15 protein-coding genes, 1 tRNA gene and 2 pseudogenes are annotated in these 19,629 nt (G+C 69.9%); 9 read left to right on the top strand and 9 right to left on the bottom strand.

What is annotated here, in order from left to right:
- Positions 1 to 199: 199 nt before the first annotated feature.
- The 3 genes from ACFYXH_RS10695 to ACFYXH_RS10685 form a co-directional block, all read right to left on the bottom strand.
- Positions 200 to 376 carry a phospholipase A2 gene (locus tag ACFYXH_RS10695; RefSeq protein WP_389561711.1) on the bottom strand — a complete coding sequence of 59 codons (177 nt, stop codon included), beginning with the start codon at positions 374 to 376 and terminating at the stop codon, positions 200 to 202.
- A 161-nt stretch (positions 377 to 537) separates the two neighbouring features.
- Positions 538 to 3,117 (bottom strand): ABC transporter permease, encoded by a 2,580-nt coding sequence (locus ACFYXH_RS10690; protein WP_389561710.1) that lies wholly within the window; start codon positions 3,115 to 3,117, stop codon positions 538 to 540.
- Complete coding sequence (locus tag ACFYXH_RS10685; protein ID WP_389561709.1) at positions 3,114 to 3,932, bottom strand: ABC transporter ATP-binding protein; 819 nt, start codon at positions 3,930 to 3,932, stop codon at positions 3,114 to 3,116. Before ACFYXH_RS10685 ends, ACFYXH_RS10690 begins: the two co-directional genes overlap by 4 nt.
- A 390-nt stretch (positions 3,933 to 4,322) precedes the next feature.
- On the opposite strand from ACFYXH_RS10685, the gene ACFYXH_RS10680 reads away from it, so the two are divergent.
- Positions 4,323 to 6,053 (top strand): MFS transporter, encoded by a 1,731-nt coding sequence (locus ACFYXH_RS10680; protein WP_389561835.1) that lies wholly within the window; start codon positions 4,323 to 4,325, stop codon positions 6,051 to 6,053.
- Between the two features lie 9 nt (positions 6,054 to 6,062).
- Here ACFYXH_RS10680 and ACFYXH_RS10675 read toward each other — a convergent pair whose 3' ends face one another.
- Positions 6,063 to 6,191, bottom strand: a complete 129-nt coding sequence (locus ACFYXH_RS10675; RefSeq protein ID WP_257548903.1) for a hypothetical protein — start codon at positions 6,189 to 6,191, stop codon at positions 6,063 to 6,065.
- 5 nt (positions 6,192 to 6,196) lie between these two features.
- On the opposite strand from ACFYXH_RS10675, the gene ACFYXH_RS10670 reads away from it, so the two are divergent.
- Both ACFYXH_RS10670 and ACFYXH_RS10665 read left to right on the top strand, forming a co-directional pair.
- Entirely contained in the window at positions 6,197 to 6,781 is a 585-nt protein-coding gene (locus ACFYXH_RS10670; RefSeq protein WP_389561708.1) for a DinB family protein, read from the top strand.
- A gap of 45 nt (positions 6,782 to 6,826) precedes the next feature.
- Positions 6,827 to 7,630: pseudogene (locus ACFYXH_RS10665) on the top strand (IS5 family transposase); the annotation flags it as partial.
- Here the strand turns inward: ACFYXH_RS10665 and ACFYXH_RS10660 are convergent.
- The 4 genes and pseudogenes from ACFYXH_RS10660 to ACFYXH_RS10645 all read right to left on the bottom strand — a co-directional run.
- Positions 7,628 to 7,921, bottom strand: a pseudogene (locus ACFYXH_RS10660) (hypothetical protein); the annotation flags it as partial. The pseudogenes ACFYXH_RS10665 and ACFYXH_RS10660 overlap by 3 nt on opposite strands.
- A 173-nt stretch (positions 7,922 to 8,094) precedes the next feature.
- Complete coding sequence (locus ACFYXH_RS10655; RefSeq protein WP_389561707.1) at positions 8,095 to 8,985, bottom strand: cellulose-binding protein; 891 nt, start codon at positions 8,983 to 8,985, stop codon at positions 8,095 to 8,097.
- A gap of 359 nt (positions 8,986 to 9,344) precedes the next feature.
- Positions 9,345 to 11,960 (bottom strand): SUKH-4 family immunity protein, encoded by a 2,616-nt coding sequence (locus ACFYXH_RS10650; protein WP_389561706.1) that lies wholly within the window; start codon positions 11,958 to 11,960, stop codon positions 9,345 to 9,347.
- Positions 11,961 to 11,967: 7 nt separating this feature from the next.
- Positions 11,968 to 12,951, bottom strand: a complete 984-nt coding sequence (locus ACFYXH_RS10645; protein WP_389561705.1) for an SMI1/KNR4 family protein — start codon at positions 12,949 to 12,951, stop codon at positions 11,968 to 11,970.
- 215 nt (positions 12,952 to 13,166) lie between these two features.
- On the opposite strand from ACFYXH_RS10645, the gene ACFYXH_RS10640 reads away from it, so the two are divergent.
- Both ACFYXH_RS10640 and ACFYXH_RS10635 read left to right on the top strand, forming a co-directional pair.
- Positions 13,167 to 13,673 carry a YwqJ-related putative deaminase gene (locus ACFYXH_RS10640; RefSeq protein ID WP_389561704.1) on the top strand — a complete coding sequence of 169 codons (507 nt, stop codon included), beginning with the start codon at positions 13,167 to 13,169 and terminating at the stop codon, positions 13,671 to 13,673.
- 10 nt (positions 13,674 to 13,683) lie between these two features.
- Positions 13,684 to 14,175, top strand: coding sequence for an SUKH-3 domain-containing protein (locus ACFYXH_RS10635; RefSeq protein WP_389561703.1), 492 nt, complete (start codon positions 13,684 to 13,686; stop codon positions 14,173 to 14,175).
- Between the two features lie 257 nt (positions 14,176 to 14,432).
- Here the strand turns inward: ACFYXH_RS10635 and ACFYXH_RS10630 are convergent, their stop codons facing one another.
- On the bottom strand, positions 14,433 to 15,767 hold the full coding sequence (locus ACFYXH_RS10630) for a sensor histidine kinase (RefSeq protein WP_389561702.1): 1,335 nt from the start codon (positions 15,765 to 15,767) through the stop codon (positions 14,433 to 14,435).
- Positions 15,768 to 16,004: 237 nt separating this feature from the next.
- On the opposite strand from ACFYXH_RS10630, the gene ACFYXH_RS10625 reads away from it, so the two are divergent.
- From ACFYXH_RS10625 to ACFYXH_RS10610, 4 genes are all read left to right on the top strand, one after another.
- A tRNA-Gln gene (locus tag ACFYXH_RS10625) sits at positions 16,005 to 16,076 on the top strand.
- Between the two features lie 109 nt (positions 16,077 to 16,185).
- Entirely contained in the window at positions 16,186 to 17,634 is a 1,449-nt protein-coding gene (gene glmU, locus ACFYXH_RS10620) for a bifunctional UDP-N-acetylglucosamine diphosphorylase/glucosamine-1-phosphate N-acetyltransferase GlmU (RefSeq protein ID WP_389561701.1), read from the top strand.
- A 109-nt stretch (positions 17,635 to 17,743) separates the two neighbouring features.
- Positions 17,744 to 18,721, top strand: a complete 978-nt coding sequence (locus ACFYXH_RS10615) for a ribose-phosphate diphosphokinase (RefSeq protein WP_385300722.1) — start codon at positions 17,744 to 17,746, stop codon at positions 18,719 to 18,721.
- Positions 18,722 to 18,989: 268 nt separating this feature from the next.
- Positions 18,990 to 19,583, top strand: coding sequence for a 50S ribosomal protein L25/general stress protein Ctc (locus ACFYXH_RS10610; RefSeq protein WP_389561700.1), 594 nt, complete (start codon positions 18,990 to 18,992; stop codon positions 19,581 to 19,583).
- Positions 19,584 to 19,629: the final 46 nt, after the last annotated feature.

Raw genomic sequence — 19,629 nt, 5'->3', positions numbered from 1 at the left:
GGGGTGCTTCCAGCCTACGGCTGCCGACTGACAGCCGCGTCCGGAATCCTCCCGGCCTGATGTCCGTCGTGCTGTCAACCGAATGGAGCGCCCCGGCGCGTACAGGCAGTGAGATCTGTCCACGCACGGGAGCCGCGGGGGCGGGGCATGGAACAGCCCGGCCCCGGCGCGCCGCAGATGCGCACCGGGGCCGGAGTGATCAGCCGCCGAGGCGTCCGTGGACCCTTACTGCCTGGTAGCACTTATTGGCGACCCTTTTGCGGGCATTTCGCTGCGCAGTGGTGTAGGGACCCCACTGCTTCTCGCATTGCCACTTCATGTCAGAAAGGAATGAATTATCGACACGCAGTCGATTCGCGCTGCTGAACGCATGCATCTTCTTTTAGTTGCACCGGAGTGTGATCCATGCCACTCACTGGAGTGAACTCCCTGGACACCAGGGGGCGTTGACGGCATCGGGCCCCGGTGAACACCGAGGTGTCCACCGGGGCCCGCCCCCCGTGCCGGGGCCGTTGCCCCTGCCCCTCCCGCCGGCCGCTATTCGGAAGCGATGGCGTTCAGGACGTTCATCCGGCCCGCCCGGAAGGCCGGGACCAGTGCCGCGAACAGACCCACGAAGGCCGAGCCCACAAAGACCGTGATGATCGTCGACCACGGGATCTCCAGCACTCCCAGGCCCTCGAGCGCCAGCAGCTTCTGGGCCGCCGTGCCCCAGCCCATGCCGAGGCCGAGGCCGAGCAGGGCGCCGAAGAGGGCGATGACCACCGATTCCAGGCGGATCATCCGGCGCAGCTGGCGGCGCGAGAGGCCGATGGCTCGCATCAGGCCGATCTCCCGGGTCCGCTCGACCACTGACAGGGCCAGCGTGTTCACCACACCCAGCACCGCGACGATGATCGCGAGCGCCAGCAGCCCGTAGACGATGTTCAGCAGCTGGCCGACCTGGTCCTTCAGTTCCTGTTTGAAGTCGGTCTGGTTCTGCACCTTGTACTGCGGATACTTGGCGAGCGACGCCTTGAGCGCCGCGTACGCCTCCTTCTCCTTGCCGTCCTGCGCCGACGCGAACATGATCACGTTCTTCGGCATCCTGTCGGCGGGGACGTACTGCGCGGCGGTCGTGATGTTGGTGTACATCGCGCCCTTGTCGACGTTGGTGTCGTCGGAGGTGATCGCCGCGACCTTCAGCTCGGCGGTCCGGCCGTTCTTGAAGGCGACCTTGATCTTGTCGCCGACCTTGATGCCGTGGTCCTTGGCGTAGCGGTCGCCCACCGACATCGCGTCCTTGCCGTACGCCGCCGAGAGCTCGCCCGCGACCATCTCGCGGCGCAGATCCTGTGCGTACGTCGGGTCGGCGGCGATCAGGCCCTCGTCCTCCGTCCTGCCGTCCGGGGCGGTCAGCTTGACCATGACCTCCTTGTACTCCGTGACATGGGAGATGTACCGGGACTTCTCCAGGGCCCGCTGCGCCTTCGGCACGATCGTCTGGTCGTCCTTGCCGGCCCGGACGATGAAGTCCGCGCCGACCAACTTGTCGAGCTCCTGCGTCGCCGAGGCGACCATCGAGGAACCCACCACCGACAGACACGCCACCAGGGCGAGGCCGATCATCAGGGCGGCGCCTGTGGCTCCCGTACGGCGGGGGTTGCGCAGCGCATTGCGCTCCGCGAGCCGCCCGACCGGGCCGAACATCCGCAGCACAACCGCGCTGAGCGCCCGCACCACGACACCGGCGAGCAGCGGGCCGATGACGACGAAGCCGATGAGCGAGAGGACCACGCCCAGGCCGAGGAACATCGAGCCCTCGCTCGCCTTGTCGGCCTGGGTGGCGACGAGCAGCGCTGCCGCGCCACCGCCCGTGAGGACCAGGCCGATCGCGGCCCGGATCCAACCCGCCTTGCCGTCGGCCGGCGTACCGGACTCGCGCAGGGCGGCCATCGGGGAGACCTTGCCGGCCCGGCGCGCCGGGACGTACGCGGCGACGACAGTGACGACAATGCCGAGCACGAGTCCGACGGCCGGAGTCGTCCACTTCACGGTCAGGTCCCGGGTGGACAGCTCCATGCCCATGGAACCCATCAGCTTCATCAGCCCGACCGCCAGGCCCACGCCGGCGGCGACGCCCGCGATGGATCCGACGATGCCGAGCAGCAGCGCCTCGAGCAGTACGGAACGGTTGATCTGCTTACGGCTGGAGCCGATGGCCCGCATCAGGCCGATCTCGCGGGTCCGCTGGGCGACCAGCATCGAGAAGGTGTTGACGATCAGGAAGATGCCGACGAGGAGGGCGATCCCGGCGAAGCCGAGCATCGCGTACTTCATCACGTCGAGGAAGGAGCCGACGTCCTCGCGGCTCGAGTCGGCGGCTTCCTTCGCCGTCTGCAGCTTGTACGTGCCGTCCAGGGCCAGGGTCTTCGCGACGTTCTGCTTGAGCTGTTCGTCGCTGACGCCCGCCGCGGCGGTGACCGAGATCCCGGTGAACAGACCTTCCCTGCCGAGCAGTTCACGCTGCGCGGTGGCGGTGTCGAAGTAGACGATGGCCGCGCCCGGGTTGGTGACCTTGAAGGCGGCGATGCCGGTGATCTTGGCGGTGAAGTCGCCGGTGACGGCGATGGTGCGCAGTTCGTCACCGAGCTTCAGGTGGTGCTTGTCGGCAGTGTCGGCGTCGACCATCACCTCGGTGGGGCCGCGCGGAGCGTGCCCGGAGGTGATCTCCATGGCCTTGAGGTCGTTGTCGGTCCAGTTGCCGGCGATCGTCGGGGCGCCGTTGCTGGGACCCATGTCCTTGTTCTCGGAGTTGACGACGGTCACGCTCGTGCTCGAGACCGAGCCCTCGGCGGACTTGGCGCCTTCGGCCTTCGCCACCTTGTCGACGAGCGAGGCGGGCAGCGACTCGGGCTTGCCGGTCTGCGGATTGTCGTTGCCGCCGGAGCCCTTGGGGCTGACCGTGACATCGGATGCGGTCGCGGCGAAGAGCTTGTCGAACGTCGTGTTCATCGTGTCGGTGAAGACGAGCGTCCCCGACACAAAGGCCACCGACAGCAGCACCGCCACCGCCGAGAGCGCCATCCGCCCCTTGTGCGCAAAGAAGTTGCGCATCGAGGTCTTCCATACGGTCACGACGTCCGCTCCCCGCCGTCGAAGTCGGGGGTCTGGGGGTGTCCCCCAGAAAAGAGGCGCATGCGATCCAGCACGGCGTCAGCGGTCGGCCGGAACATCTCGTCGACGATCCGGCCGTCGGCGAGATAGAGGACCCGGTCCGCGTACGAGGCGGCCACCGGGTCGTGCGTGACCATCACGATGGTCTGGCCCAGCTCGTCCACCGAGCGGCGCAGGAAGCCCAGGACCTCGGCGCCCGCGCGGGAGTCGAGGTTTCCGGTCGGCTCGTCACCGAAGATGATCTCGGGGCGGGCGGCGAGCGCCCTAGCCACCGCGACGCGCTGCTGCTGGCCGCCGGAGAGCTGGGTGGGCCGGTGCTTGAGGCGGTCGGACAGGCCCACCGTCTCCACGACGCGGTTCAGCCACCCGGCGTCCGGCTTGCGGCCGGCAATGTCCATGGGGAGCGTGATGTTCTCCAGGGCGTTGAGCGTCGGCAGCAGATTGAATGCCTGGAAGATGAAGCCGATCCGGTCCCGGCGCAGCTGCGTGAGCTTCTTGTCCTTGAGCTTGGTGATCTCGGTCTCGTCGAGGTAGATCTCGCCCGAGGTGACGGTGTCGAGGCCGGCCAGGCAGTGCATCAGCGTCGACTTGCCGGAGCCCGACGGGCCCATGATCGCGGTGAACTGTCCGCGGGCTATGTCGACGTCGACCCGGTCGAGCGCGACGACGCGCGTCTCACCCGAGCCGTACGCCTTGACGACCTGACGACCTCGCGCGGCAACGGCCGTACGCCCTCCGGTGTCCCCGTGCGGGGGAATGGTCACAGCCGTTGTCACGGTATGTCTCCTAAGTCGGTAATGAGTTGGCGTCGCCGCGTACGGTTCGAGTCTGTCGGCGGAAGCGGTCCGGCGCGCTGGTGCGCAGCGCAGTCTTGAACCGGGGGTTTTCCCCACCCCCCGGTGGTGCGGGCCTCAGCTGCGGCCGTAGGACCAAGCTAAGGAATCGAACCGCTCCTCCTCGTCGTCCCCCGGGACGAACGTCCCCTGGCCATCAGTAAGGAGGAGCCCCTAGGGGCCCTCCGCCTCCGGGCGGACCCGCACCCGGTCAGCCTGCACCCTCCCCCTGCGTGAGGCTCAAGTGAGAAGGTGTCCGGGGAAATACGTGCAGGGGGAAAGGATCCCGGGGTGAGCGCGGAGGGAAGCACGGACGATCCGGAGGGCATAGGGATGAGGCCTGCGGCCGACGCGGGGCGCGGGGGCCGCGCCCGAGCGGGGAGCACAACGCCCGCCGACGGCGTCCGGCGCGGGGCAGATACCGCCCCGGGGAGCCGCGGTCCCGCCGCCGAGGCCAGGCCCGCGACCGGCGACGCCCCCACAGCCGGCGCCACGGCGGCCCCTGGTGCAGCGACCGGGGGAACCGACACCCGGCCCGCGGCCCGCACAAGACCTGCGACCGACGCACCCGAGGCCCCCGGCGCCGACGCCCCGCGCCGTGGGCCCGTCGTTGCCGCGCTCATGCTCGGGATGGCGCTCGCCGCGCTGGACGGGACCATCGTCTCCACCGTCGTGCCCCAAATCGTGGGCGACCTCGGCGGCTTCTCGGTCTTCTCCTGGCTCTTCTCCGGCTATCTGCTCGCCGTGACGGTGACCCTGCCGGTGTACGGGAAGCTCTCCGACACCTTCGGCCGCAAGCCTGTCCTGATCGCCGGCATCATCCTCTTCCTCCTCGGCTCAATGCTGTGCGCCGCAGCCTGGAGCATGGCCGCGCTGATCGCCTTCCGGGTTGTGCAGGGACTGGGCGGCGGAGCCCTCCAGGGCACGGTGCAGACCATCGCCGCCGACCTCTATCCGCTCAAGGAACGCCCCAAGATCCAGGCGAAGTTGTCGACGGTGTGGGCGAGTGCGGCGGTGGCCGGGCCCGCGATCGGCGGCCTGCTGGCCTCGTACGCGGACTGGCGCTGGATCTTCCTGATCAACCTGCCCGTCGGCGCGGTCGCCCTGTGGCTGGTCGCCCGCCATCTGCGCGAACCGTCCCGTACGCGACCGGCTGCCCGCCCCCGGATCGACTGGCCGGGCGCCCTGGCCATCTTCGCCGCCGGAACCCTCATGCTCACCGCACTCGTCCAGGGCGGCATCGCCTGGCCCTGGCTTTCCGCACCCTCGCTCGCCCTGATCGGCGCAAGCGCGGTCCTCGTCGCCATCACCGTCGTCATCGAACGCCGGGCCGCGGAGCCGATCATCCCGGGCTGGGTCTGGCGCCGCCGCACCATCGCCGCGGTGAATCTGGCGCTCGGCGCGCTCGGCCTGCTGATGGTCGCCCCCACGGTCTTCCTCCCCACCTACGCCCAATCGGTCCTCGGCCTCGGCCCGATCGCCGCGGGCTTCGTGCTCTCCGTGATGACCCTGAGCTGGCCGGTCAGCGCGGCCCTGTCCAACCACGTCTACAACCGCATCGGCTTCCGGCAGACCGCGATCATCGGCATCTCCCTCGCCGGGTTGATCCTTGCCGCCTTCCCCCTCCTCCCCTACCCGGGCGAACCCTGGCAGCCGGCCCTGATCATGCTGCTGCTCGGCGCGGCGCTCGGCCTCTTCCAGCTCCCGCTGATCGTCGGGGTCCAGTCGACAGTGGGCTGGTCGGAACGCGGCACCACCACGGCCTCCGTCCTCTTCTGCCGCCAGGTCGGCCAGAGCATGGGCGCCGCGCTCTTCGGCGCCGTCGCCAACACGGTCCTCGCCTCACGCCTGGACGGCACGGGCGACCTGGACTCGGTCGCGCACGCACTCGCGGACCCGTCGTCGATGACGGCGGAGGCGGCCGACCACCTCCGGCGGGCGGTGGACGCGGCGGTGGACTACGTGTACGTAGGGGCTGCCGCGGCGGCCGGAGTCGCCCTGCTGGTCCTGGTGTTCGTCGCCCCGCGCCGCTTCCCGGTCATCGCCGACAAGCCGGAGGATTAAGAGGTTGTCTCACGTGGCAAGTTTCGCGAGCTTCTTGTAGCAGGTCAGGGCAGCGGCCATGGCCAGGCCTCGGCTCTGCCAGTCGTTGCGGACCACGTACGGGATCTTGAGACCACGAGCAGCCCATGGCAGGCTCATGCCGCATGATCGATGAAGTCGCGAAAGACAACCTGTACGGGAGACTGCGGCGGGACCGCAAGGCGCTGCTCTGGAAACTCGACGGCTTGTCCGAATACGACGCCCGCCGACCTTTGACAGCGACCGGGACCAACCTCCTCGGCCTGGTCAAACACGTGGCCACCGTCGAGGCCAGGTACTTCGGCGAGGTCTTCGACCGCCCTTCCCCGGAACCGCTGCCCCGGTGGCAGGACTCCAACGGCAGCGATCTGTGGGCGACCGAGGACGAGACCCGCGATCAGATCATCGGGTTCTACCGGCGCACGTGGGAACACTCGGACGCGACGATCAACGAGCTTCCCCTCGACGCCCCCGGCCACGTGCCGTGGTGGCCGGAGCCTTATGCCGACACGAACCTGTTCGCCATCATGGTCCATGTCCTCGGCGAGTCCATCCGGCATGCCGGGCACGCCGATATCCTGCGCGAGGGCCTCGACGGCCGGACCGGGTTGCGCGCCGAACACGAGAAGCAGATCGACGAGGAAGCCCGTGCAGCCTACTGCGCGAAGATCGAGCAGGCCGCCAGGTCGGCCGCACCAATCAAGGCTTAGAGGTTGTCTCACGTGACGTGATGTTCGTGCGGCATGCTGCCGGTCGTGGGTGCTGATCTATCGAAGCGTCTGGTTCCTGATGAACTCTGGGAGCCGGCCGCCCCGTTGCTGCCGTCGTTCGCTGCTCGTCCGCAAGGTGGTGGGACCGCTCCGTGTGACGAGCGGGCCGTGTTCACGGCTGGTGTACGCGCTGACCAGCGGCTGTGCCTGGCGGCATCTGCCGCCGACGTTCGGCACGTCGCCCGCCACCGCGCATCGCCGCTTCACGGTATGGACCGAGGCCGGCCTGTGGCGTCGGCTGCACCGGGCGGTGCTGGACGAACTCGGGGCCCGGGGCGAGGTGGACTGGACCTCGGCGATCGTCGACGCGGCCTCCGTTCGCGCCAAAAGGGGGGATCGCTGACCGGGCCGAACCCGGTCGATCGCGGCAAGAAGGGCAGCAAGCTGCACGTGCTGTCCGATGCCCAGCGCATCCCGCTCGCCGTCGCCGTGTCCGGCGCGAACATGCACGACAGCCTCGCCCTCAAACCGCTCATCCGCGGCATACCCGCCGTCCGGTCCCGCCGGGGACCACGGCGGCGCCGACCCGTCAAACTCCGCGCGGACAAGGCGTACTTCTCCGCCGAACACCTGGCCTGGCTGCGCGAGCGCGGGCTCGTCGCGCGCATCGCGCGGCCCGGCATCGAGTCCGGCGAACGCCTCGGTCGGCACCGCTGGAAGATCGAACGGTCGATCGCTTGGCTCTTCGGCTACCGCCGCCTCACCGTCCGATACGAACGAAAGGGCTCGCACTTCCTCGCCTTCCTCGGCCTGGCCGCCGCCCTGACCTGCTACAAGAAGCTCGCGAAGCACGTCCCGAGTGAAGCGCAGCGTCTCGCCCGCGCCATTCGTGCGGGACGCCAGGCCGCCCGCCGCATCATGCGTGTACGTCAGCGTCCGGCCGTTGAAGTCGGTCTCCGCGACCAGTCGGCCCGCCTGGTCGTACGCGTACGACCAGGTCAGCCCCTGCGGGTTGGTGACCCCCGTCAGCCGCATCTCGGTGTCGTACGCGAAGGCGTACGTCGTGCCGTCCGGGTCGATCCGAGTGGCCGGGCCGTCGAAGTGCGTGGCGGTGTGGCGGGTGACATTGCCCGCGGACTCGATCAAGTGGCAGCAATGCCCGGGCAATGGATCAAGTGCAAGCGGACGTAACTGCCGCAGGTCCACGGCACGTTCTCGCAGTAACGACACCGATCGTCATCGTCCCTGCATCCAGCTCAACCGACATCCAGCCATGTGCCGTCCCATGCTCCTCAGGACGGCACACAACCCCGTCAGCCCTCCGCCGCCGCGCGGCCCGTCAGCGTCGCCAGGCTGTGGCGGATGTGCGCCATATGCGCGGCCATCTCCTCGCGGGACCTCTCGTGCTCGCGCAGCACCCGCTCCGTCTCGCGCGCAATCCGCTCCTCGCGGGCCCTCGCCTCGGCGATCAGCGCAGCGGCTCGTGCCTCCGCGTCCTCCTGGCCGGGGCGGGTGTTCTCCTCCGCCTCGGCGAAGGTGCGCGTGGCCTCGGCGAGTCCGGCCTCGGCGTACGCGGCGAGCTCGGCATGGCGCGCGTCCAACTCGTGCTCGTGGTAGGCGAGTTCGCGCTCCATCGCCTCCCAGCGCTCGGCCTGCTCCTGCTCCAGGTCGGCCAGCATGCCCTCGGAGCGGCGGCGCATCTCCTTCCAGGCGGCCACGGCCTCGCCGCGCCGCTCCTTCACCTCGAGGCGGGCCTCGATACGGGTCTCGTCGGCCGTGGTCTGCGCGGCGAGGGCGAGCTGCTGGGCGCGCGCCTCGGAGTCCGCCCGGAGCGCCTCGGCATACTCACGGACCTCCTCGCGCGCCTGGCGAGCGTCCGCGTCGGCGGCGTCCCACACGGCCTGGGCCTCGTCCCGAGCCGCGGCCAGCAGGTGTTCGGCCTCCTCCACGGTCAACGCCAGCAGGTACTGGGCGCGGCTACCGAGACTCTCGTACGTCTGCGGGGTGAGCGCCGAGACGACCTCGCGCAGGCTGACGGCCTCCGCCTCCATCTCCCTCGCGAGGACGGTGAGACGCGCGGCACGTTCCCAGGCGTCGTCGCGGTCCTGGGACAGAGCGGTGACGTAGGCGTCGGTCTCCTTCACGTGGTAGCCACGGCCCCGTACGGCTACGAAGCCGTGAGGTGACACCGATGCAGCACTCATCCTTCAAGCCTCTCCGACACACAACGCAATTGGCGCACATCCTGCTAGATCTCAGCGAAGTGCTCATAACGCGACACTCCACCTGTCGATACTGGTCAAGAATGCATCATTCGGCGAAAGAAGCCGGAAACAGGACAAACAGCAGGCCTCTCAGCCTGCTGTTGACTCTCCGTACGTCGTCGGCCCTTCCTGCCAACCCGTCCCCGGTGCCTGAGTGAGCGTCATGTTCGTGAAGATTTGGTGAGGCTCTCTGTGGTCAGCTCCCGGCCGGGCGGAACACCCTCCCGCGCGGCGGCAGACAAGAAAGCGCCCGGCCTGTGTCGTACAGGCCGGGCGCCTCAGTCATCCACACGGTCGCCTTACAGCAGTCCGTCCCACATCTGCTCCAGCAGTACCGACCACCAGCTCTCCGGCGACGCCAGCGCCGCCGGGTCCAGGGCCGCGAGCTGCGCCTGGAAATCGACCGTCCAGCGGCCGGCCTGCTCCGGGTTGAGGCTGAAGCGCAGCCGCCACATCCGGCCGAGCAGCGCCAGGCAGCGTACGAACTCCGGAAGGCCGCTGTTCACGAACTGCGGCGCCACCGGCTGGCCGCCCGGCCCCGCCTCCACCGGTACGGCCACAATGTGCGCCGTGCCGTACTGGACACAGATCGCCCGGCCGAAGTCACTGCCCACCACCAGGTACGAGCCCGCGTCCGCCGCCGGCTGCAGCTGACGCTGCGCCGCGAGCTCCGCCAGCGTCGGAACGACCGGCTGGGCCGGCTGCGCCCAGAAGAACGGGTTGAAGTCGCCCGGCAGACCCGCCCAGACCAGAGTGGCCGCCACGACCTCCGGCACACCCTGACGCGAGACAGCCCGCTGGTCGAACCGGCAGATGCCCTGCGGGCCGAACGCGGCCACCAGCTCCTGCGCGATCCCCTCCGGAGGGATCGGCGGGGCCGGCGGCACCTGCGGCAGCGGGGCCCGGACCGGCGCGGGGCGCGCCGGACCGTCCGCGACCTGGTGCAACTCACCCTGGTGGGTGAGCAGATGCTGCATGCCCTGCTGCCGGCCGGCGTGATCCCTGCCGTACGGCGCGACGGAGGTGATCCGCACCTGCGGCCAGGTCTCCCGGATCATCCGGGCGCAGTAGCCGCCGGGCAGCTCGCACGACTCCAGCTCGGTGTGGAGCTCGAGGACCTGCTGCGGCGGCACGTTCATGGCGCGCAGCTCGTGCAGGATCTGCCACTCCGGATGCGGAGTCCCGGGCGCCGAACGGCGGATCAGCTGGGCCTCGGAGCCGTCGGGCGCGCGGTAGCGCAGCACGGCCTGATAGCCGGGGCCGACGGTCGGCATACCGCTCGGCTGCTGCGGATAGCCGTAGGCGGGCGGCTGACCACCCTGCTGCGGCAGCGGCGCCTGCGGTACGGGACCGGGCGGCGCGCCGAGAGGTGCACCGGGCGGGCCGGGCGGCTGCGGCGCACCCGGACCCATCTGGGCCGGTCCGGCCAGCATGGTCGCGGCGTGGTGGACGCCACCACCGGGAGGACCGGGCGGCGTCGGAGCACCGGGCGCACCGGGAGGACCGGGCGGCTGCGGAACGCCGGGCGCACCCGGAGCCCCCGGCGGACCGGGCGGCTGAGGCGCACCCGGACGACCCGGACCACTGGGACCACCCATCTGGCTCGGGTCCGCCAGCATCGTCGCCGCATGGTGGACGCCACCACCCGGCGGAGCGGGAGGAGCAGGCGGACCGGGCGGCTGCGAGCCCTCCGGGTCGAGCTGCGAGACGAGCTGCGTCGGCAGATAACCGCCCGCCGGAGCACCGGGCGCCCCCGGACCCGACGGCGGCGGCGTGGCGTCCGGCCGCGCACCCGGAGTACCGGGAGCACCGGGCGGCGGCGGAGTCGTGGGGCCGCTGCCGCGCGAGGCGCGCGGCGTTACGACCGCCTTGCTCGTCGCCGCATCCGCGATGTCACTGGCGCCCGCGCGCGCGGGCGCACCGGGCGGCGGCGACTGCGGCGTCTGAGGCGAATGTGGTGTCTGCGGCGCTTGGGGCCCGCCGGGCTGCGGGCCCAACGCGGGGGCGACCGCGGTCCGCGGCAGCTGGCTGCCGCCCGACATCAGCGCGGTCGGCGCCTCCGCGCCGGTGACCGGCGGCGGGGCGTCATCGCCATCGGTCCCGGAGATCGGCGGCGCGAACACCGTGGCCGGCAGCGGTACGGACGCGTCCTCGGAACCGGCGCTGGTGTCCGTCCACGGAGTCGCCCCCGACGGTGTGGCGGGCACACCCTCGGAAGCCGTCGGCTCGTAGTCGCCGCCACCACCGGCGCTGGGCCACACGGACCCGCCCTGCGAGGCATTGGCGCCGGAGGAACCGGGCTCGGGCCACGCCGAGCCGGGCGCGGACGAACTCCCGCCCGCCTGCGAGGCGTTGCTGTCCTGCGCAGGTGACGCGGGGGCGGACCAGTCGGCCCCCGCCGACGGCGCGCGCGAAGCCGCACCCGTACCCGCACCCACCGGCTCCGGCGACCCCGAAGGCGTACTGGATGGCGTCCCCGAAGGCGTGTCCGAAGCCGCGCCGGACGCCACACCCGAAGCGCGCTCCGGCGACCTGCGGTCCGGGATCCCGATCTTGTCCGCCGCCTCCTGGAGCCACTCCGGCGGGCTCAACAGGAACGACGTCTGATTCAGATCGATACGCTGCGGCGGCTCCGGCGCGGCCGCGGCCTCCTCCTGTATCCCGTACTCCTCCTCGTACCGGCGGATCACCTCACCCACCGGCAGTCCCGGCCACAGCGTCGCCTCACCACTGTCCCGGGCGATCACCAGCCGCTGCTGCCCGCCGTCCGAACGAGCCCCGCCCTCGCGGTCCTCCGCCCACACCACAAAGCCCAGCTCGAACTCCCGTACCCGCACCTCACGATGCTGGTACGCGGGCACATCGCCGTTGACCCACTCTTCCGCGCGCTCCTGCGCCTGCGCGAAGGTCACCATCGGACCGTCACCCCTCGTCCGAGATCGGGACGGCGCGCGCGAAGCCGCCGTCCACCATCAGGTTCGCCACGGTCTCCAACTCCGGCGGATTGCCCGCCAGACGCTGCAGAAAACCGTCGAAGTCGTCGCCGCACGGCAGCAGCAGCCGCTCCACGCGCTCCTGCACGCTCCAGCCGTTCTGGTCGCGTGCGTCGTCGTACGCGCAGAACCACACCGAGCCGACTGCCGAGCCCTTGACCTTCACCGCCAGAATCCCGCCCTGGACGAACGCAACTCCCAAGTAATCCTTGGTCAGATGGTCCCGCAGGCACTTGTTGACATACAGCAGATCATTGACCGCGGCCTCGTCCCGCACCGTGAAGAACGGCTGGTCGACCAGCAGCCCCAGCTCGGCGTCGAGCGCCGCCCCGACCGGAGCGCAACCGCCCGCCGCCTTCAGGAAGGAGCGGTACGCCCCCGGCAACCGGTAGCCCAGATCCTCCTCGACACTCAGCAGCTGCTGCTCGCTCACCGACACAACGCCCTTCGGCAGACCGAAATGCGCGGGCCGGGTCTCCTGCAGCGGACGCGTACCCCGCTTGCTCTGGTCCACCGGCGTCGTCGCGAGACCTCCGTGATGCCGCAGCAGCGCCTTCACCTCGACGGGCACCAGCTCCAGCCGACGGGTGCCCGGCACGTGGTGCCAGGTCCAGCCGTGCGGAGTGGCGACCGACGGAATCGTGTCCCACAGCGCATGGCCGTCGGCGTGCAGCGCCGCATTCGCCGATACGTAGTCGGTGAGCCGCAGCTCGTCCACGCCGAAGCCCTCCGGGGGCTCCGCGATCTCTGCGGCGGCACGCGCGTAAGGCGAGAAGACCGGATAGCCGTTGTCGTCCACACGCACACCCCTGGGGTGGCGGGAGGCCCGGACCGGGTCCGGGAAGTTCACGACTTGCCCGGCGTAGGCCGCATTCGGTGGCGCGGCTTGCTGCCCGAGCCGACCTGTCGTCATGGCGGATGCCCCCTGCTGCTTCTGGCTGGTTCAGGACAGCCTATGCGGTGGGGCAATAGGGAGGACCGACGCTCCGCTTCCATCACGAAGGGTCACGTACAAGTGACCGAATGACGAAGAGGCGACACGTTTCAGCCCCCAGCTTCCACACCACCCGTCCCATTTGGCAGGCTGTCCCGCAACTCGGGGGAGTGCAGGGAGGGAACGAGCACACCATGCACACAGCGCAACCAAATACTTCAGGTGATCCACGCCTCAGTTGGAGCAGTACGGACGCCGGCCGCCCGCCCGCACTGGGTCACCGACGCGACGGAATCCTGCCCGCCGTGGCGGCAGCACTGTCCGTACGCGGCGAGACCCTCACCTGCACCGCGGGCAAGGCCGACCAGCCACCCATACTCCACGCGCTCGTACAGGATTTCCTCGACACCCTCACCAGCGGCCAGCGCGAACGCTTCACGGGCCGCTGTCCGGAGGCGATCCTGCTCTCGCGGCATCTCACCGCCGCGGAAACTCAGCGCTCTAAGCGGGCCCAGCGCAAGCCGCTGACCCACAGCGAGGCAAAGCGGACCTTCAAACAAGCGAAACTGACGACACGTCGCATCCGCGAGGACGGCGATCCGCTGCACGGCAGTTACGCACCACCCTGCCGTTCCTGCGCGGCGATGCTCGACCACTTCGGCGTACGCACCGTCGACCCGACCGCGACCCAGAACGGCTGACCTCGCACCAATGCCCGACCACCTCAGCACCACCCGGTTCCCGGTCGCCGTCGACGCCGCCCTGCGCGACGCGGGCTGGCAGCCCGGCCGTTGGGACATCAAGCAGGCCGAGCACTGGGCCGACACCCTGCGCTCGTACGCCTCACCGGCGGGCCACCGGCACGTGGTCTTCCCGGCGGCCGTCGAAGCCTGGGCGGAGTTCGGCGGACTGCGCGTGACGGCGCCCGGTCCGGGACGGCACACGGCGCCCACACCGGTGCACTTCGACCCGCTCGCCGGGCTCCACCTCGCGCGCACTCTCGCGGACCTGGGGCGCGCGCTCGACACGGAGGTCGCGCCGCTCGGGGAGGAGGGCGACAGCCAGGCCGTACTGGCCATCGATGTCGAGGGCCGGGTCTACAGCCTCGACCACACCGGCGACTGGTACCTCGGGCCGGACATCGACCAGGCACTGGCCACCATGGTCACGGGCGTCCAGCCGGTCCGCCTGGCCCTGGGCTGAGCGACTGCGGCGACGGCCACCGAGCGCGCCGCGAGGCCCCCCGGCCGGGACCCGCGCCTGATCCGAACCGGGACCGGGCCCCGCACCCGAACCGGAACCCGAGCCCGGAACCTGGACCCGAGACGACCGCCGAACCGGACCGCCGGCCCGCACCCGAGCCCGGAACCTGGACCTGGACCTGGACCGGAACCCGAACCGGGCCGCCGGCCCACACCCACACCCACACCCACACCCGCACCCGCCCAGCCCCCACCGCCTCAGACCTGCTCCGCGTACCCGTCCCGGTCCGGCAGCACCGCGGACACCCGGAAGCCGCCCGCGTCCGTCGGCCCCGACACGAACACCCCACCCAGCGCCATCACCCGCTCCCGCATCCCCACCAGGCCGTTGCCACCGCTCGGCAGCCGCGCGGCCGCGTCACCGCCACTCGCGTCCGGAGCTCCGTTCTCCACCTGCATCGCGACCTCAGCGCCACGGTGCGCGAGCCGCACCATCACCTTCGCGCCGGCCGCGTGCTTGTGGACATTCGTCAAGGCCTCCTGAACCACCCGGTACGCGGTCTGCTCCACCTCCGGCGCGTACTCGCGCGCCTCGCCCTGCACCGCGAGCTCCACGACCATCCCCGCCTGCCGGGACTGCCCGACCAGACCCTCGAGATCCGCGAGACACGGCCCGTCCTCGGCCGCGGCCGCGGCAGCCGCCGCCGCGGCGGCACCGACAGCCGCCAGCGGCACCGGAGTCACCACCCGCTGTTCGCTCTCCCCGGCCCGCAGCACGCCAAGCATCTCGCGCAGTTCGGTGAGCGCCTGCCGCCCCATGTCCCCCACCAGCGCCGCATTCTTCACCGCCTTCTGCGGATCCTTCAGCGCGACCGCCTGCAGAGCTGCCGCATGCACCACCATCAGGCTCACCCGGTGCGCCACGACGTCGTGCATCTCCCGCGCGATCCGGGTCCGCTCCTCGGTACGCGCCCACTGCGCCCGCTGCTCGGCCCGGTCGGCCAGCAGCGACAGCTCCTGCTCCAGGCTGACCGCGCGCTCCCGAAGGCTCTCCATCAGCCGCCGTCTGGCCCCTATGTAGAGGCCGAACAGCACGGGCGGCGCGGTCAGCCCGAGCGCCATGAAGCCGGCCATCGTCGGTACGTACCAGGCTCCGGGCTCCGGATCGAAGTCCGCGGACGACACTTCCTGCCGTACGCGTACGAACGTCACGATCATCGTCGCGGCCAGCGACATCCCGGCGAGTGTCGCGGTGATCCGGCGCGGCACCTCGGAGGCGGCGAGCGAGTAGAGCCCGACCACGCCCATCAGATAGCCCATCTCGGCGGGCGTGGTCGCGATCGACACCAGCACCACGGCGATCGGCCAGCGCCGCCGCAGCACCAGCACGGATCCGACGATCAATCCGAACAGCACGCCGACGGGTACGGGAATCGATGCCTTGTCGGCGAACCCCACACCCTCCAGAGCGCACTCAAAGGCGGAGACAAGCCCCAGCCCCACATCCAAGGCGACACTGCGCCGCCGTCCCCACCACAGCCAGCTACGAGCAGTCGTGCCCGTGCCGTCCTGGTGTGCCCCCGTTACGGTCATGTCTTCCAGCCTACGGGCGGGCGCGAGTCATTTTCCTTGGAGTGCGACAGCAGGGAAGGAGTTCGAACACGCACGAAACAAGCGTTGATCGCACGATCTGGTGAATCGAGCTGACTTTCGACCCCGACGGTCACCATGAGCGCCGATCTTTACCGTCGCATAGAAGGCGCTTGGTACGGCATAGTGTTGGGTGCCGATTCGGCGGCCTGACGTAATGTCCGGTTCAGCCGTTTTTTATCCCCCGTGGTGTAATTGGCAGCACTGAGGCTTTTGGTGCCTTATGTCCGGGTTCGAGTCCTGGCGGGGGAGCATCTCACTTCGGGTCCTGACCTCCACGGTCAGGACCCGCGCTTATTTCGCCCCCGAAACCCCCCGGTATCCTTCGGATGTCCACCACCCGAAGCCGAAGGGCATTCCCGTGAGCGCCAACCGCCCGGCAGCCGTCGTCGTCCTCGCAGCGGGTGAGGGCACCCGCATGAAGTCGAAGACCCCCAAGGTCCTGCACGAAATCTGCGGGCGCTCGCTCGTCGGACATGTCGTCTCCGCGGCCCGGGAGCTCGATCCCGAGCATCTCGTCGTCGTTGTCGGCCATGCGAGTGAGCAGGTCAAGGGCCATCTGACCGAGCAGTACGCCGGTACCCGCACCGCCTACCAGGCCGAGCAGAACGGCACCGGGCACGCCGTCCGGATGGCGCTCGAGGAGCTCGGCCGGACCCCCGAGGGCACCGTCGTCGTCGTGTGCGGCGACACTCCCCTGCTCTCCGGCGAGACTCTGACCGCGCTCGCCGCCACGCATGCCGCCGACGGCAATGCCGTCACCGTGCTCACCGCCGAGGTCCCGGACTCGACCGGCTACGGCCGCATCGTGCGCGACAGCGCCACCGGCGCCGTCACCGCGATCGTCGAGCACAAGGACGCCACTGACGACCAGCGCGCGATCCGGGAGATCAACTCCGGTGTCTTCGCCTTCGACGGGCAGCTGCTCGCGGACGCGCTGGGCAAGGTGCGTACGGACAACAGCCAGGGCGAGGAGTACCTCACCGATGTGCTGGGGATCCTGCGCGAGGCCGGTCACCGGGTCGGCGCGTCCGTCGCCGGTGACCACCGGGAGATCCTCGGCATCAACAACCGCGTACAGCTGGCCGAGGCGCGCAAGCTGCTCAATGAGCGGCTCCTCGAGCGGGCGATGATGGCCGGTGTCACGGTCGTCGACCCGGCGTCGGTGCTCGTGGATGTGACGGTGACGTTCGAGCCGGACGCGATCGTGCACCCCGGTACACAGCTGCTGGGTGCCTCGCATCTCGCCGAGGGCGCCGAGGTCGGCCCCAACTCGCGACTGAAGGACACGGTCGTCGGCGCGGGTGCCCGGGTGGACAACACGGTGGCGGACTCCGCGGTGGTGGGCGAGGGGGCGTCGGTCGGCCCGTACGCGTATCTCAGGCCCGGCACGAAGCTCGGTGCGAAGGCCAAGGCCGGCACGTATGTGGAGATGAAGAACGCGACGATCGGCGAGGGCACGAAGGTGCCGCACCTCTCCTATGTGGGTGACGCGACGATCGGCGAGTACACGAATATCGGCGCGGCGAGCGTGTTCGTGAACTACGACGGCGAGGCGAAGCACCACACCACGATCGGCTCGCACTGCAAGACCGGCTCGGACAACATGTTTGTGGCTCCTGTCACGATCGGGGACGGCGCGTACACGGCGGCGGGTTCGGTCATCACCAAGGATGTGCCTGCTGGTTCGCTCGCCGTGGCCCGCGGCCAGCAGCGGAATATCGAGGGTTGGGTGGCTCGGAAGCGCCCTGGCAGCGCCTCCGCGCAGGCGGCTCAAGTGGCAACGGAACAGGTCGCCGAGGGGAACTGACCGGAAACCGGTGCGTCCAACTCGGCGTACCGTGATACGTGCACACAAATTCGGCTGGCTCGCGATCAGTATGTCCGTGGCCAGAGAACACGTCTGAGGAGACAGTGCTGTGACCGGGATCAAGACGACCGGCGAGAAGAAGCTGATGCTCTTCTCCGGCCGCGCCCACCCCGAGCTGGCCGAGGAGGTCGCACATCAGCTGGGTGTCGGCCTGGTGCCGACGAAGGCTTTCGACTTCGCGAACGGTGAGATCTACGTCCGCTTCCAGGAGTCGGCCCGTGGTGCCGACTGCTTCCTGATGCAGAGCCACACGGCTCCCATCAACAAGTGGATCATGGAACAGCTGATCATGATCGATGCGCTGAAGCGGGCCTCGGCCCGGAGCATCACCGTGATCATCCCGTCGTACGGCTACGCCCGGCAGGACAAGAAGCACCGCGGCCGTGAGCCGATCTCGGCCCGGCTGGTCGCCGACCTGCTGAAGACCGCGGGTGCTCACCGCATCCTCACCGTCGATCTGCACACCGATCAGATCCAGGGCTTCTTCGACGGCCCGGTGGACCACCTCTCCGCGCTGCCGGTGCTCGCCGACTACGTGGGCGCGAAGGTGGACCGCAACAAGCTGACCGTCGTCTCCCCCGACGCCGGCCGTGTGCGCGTCGCCGACCGCTGGTGCGACCGCCTGGACGCTCCGCTGGCGATCGTCCACAAGCGCCGCGACAAGGACGTCGCCAATCAGGTGACGGTGCACGAGGTCGTGGGTGAGGTCGAGGGCCGCGTCTGCATCCTCGTCGACGACATGATCGACACCGGTGGCACGATCTGCGCCGCGGCGGACGCGCTGTTCGCGCACGGCGCGGAGGACGTCATCGTGACGGCGACGCACGGCATCCTGTCCGGGCCGGCGGCGGACCGTCTGAAGAACTCCAAGGTGAGCGAGTTCGTCTTCACGAACACGCTGCCCGACCCGGGCGACCTGGAGCTCGACAAGATCACGGTGCTGTCGATCGCGCCGACGATCGCACGCGCGGTGCGTGAGGTGTTCGAGGACGGTTCGGTGACGAGCCTCTTCGAGGAGCAGGGCTAAGTACGTTACGAGAACGGGCCGCTTCCGCTTGGGGGCGGCCCGTTCTCATGCCCGCAGCCTCATGCCGGCCTCACGTCGGCCGCGCCCGCAGCGCATCGGCTCTTGATCGATTGGGTGACTCGGGGGGCTCCGAGTAGACTGTGCGGGTTGCTCGGCGAGGGAGGCCGTACTCATATGTACGGCGGTCCGTTATCGACGCGCTCTTCGTAGCAGGCCTGTCGTGGCCGGGTGACCGCCACCAGATCTATCTGCAATACGAGGAGTGCACATGTCCGAGGTGAAGCTCGCCGCCGACATCCGTTCGGAGTTCGGCAAGGGTGCTGCCCGTCGCGTCCGCCGCGAGCACAAGGTTCCCGGTGTTCTCTACGGTCACGGTTCCGACCCGATCCACATCACGCTGCCGGGCCACGAGCTGCTGCTCGCCCTGCGTACCCCGAACGTTCTGATCTCCCTGGACATCGAGGGCAAGAACGAGCTGGCCATCCCGAAGTCGGTCCAGCGCGACCCGCTGAGGGGCTCCATCGAGCACGTCGACCTGCTCCTCGTGAAGCGTGGCGAGAAGGTCAACGTCGACATCCCCGTCCACACCGAGGGCGAGCTGGCCCCGGGTGCGTACCTGGTCGAGCACGTGCTGAACGCCCTGCCGGTCGAGGCCGAGGCCACGCACATCCCGGAGTCCGTCACGGTCTCCATCGCGGGCCTGGAGGCCGGCGACTCCATCCTCGCCAAGGACGTGCCGCTTCCGTCCGGCACGACCCTGGCCGTCGAGGACGACACCGTCGTCCTGCAGGTCCTGGCCGCGCAGGCCGAGGAGCCGTCCGCCGAGGCCGAGGGCGAGGGCGAAGAGGCCGCCGAGGCCTGAGCCGTACGCTCTGCTCGGCCGGGCCTGGCTCTGCCTGGCTTGGCTT

This window comes from Streptomyces sp. NPDC002730 (assembly GCF_042888805.1).
In the GTDB taxonomy this organism is placed as follows: Bacteria; Actinomycetota; Actinomycetes; order Streptomycetales; family Streptomycetaceae; genus Streptomyces.
This window is presented reverse-complemented; position numbering and strand designations above follow the sequence as displayed.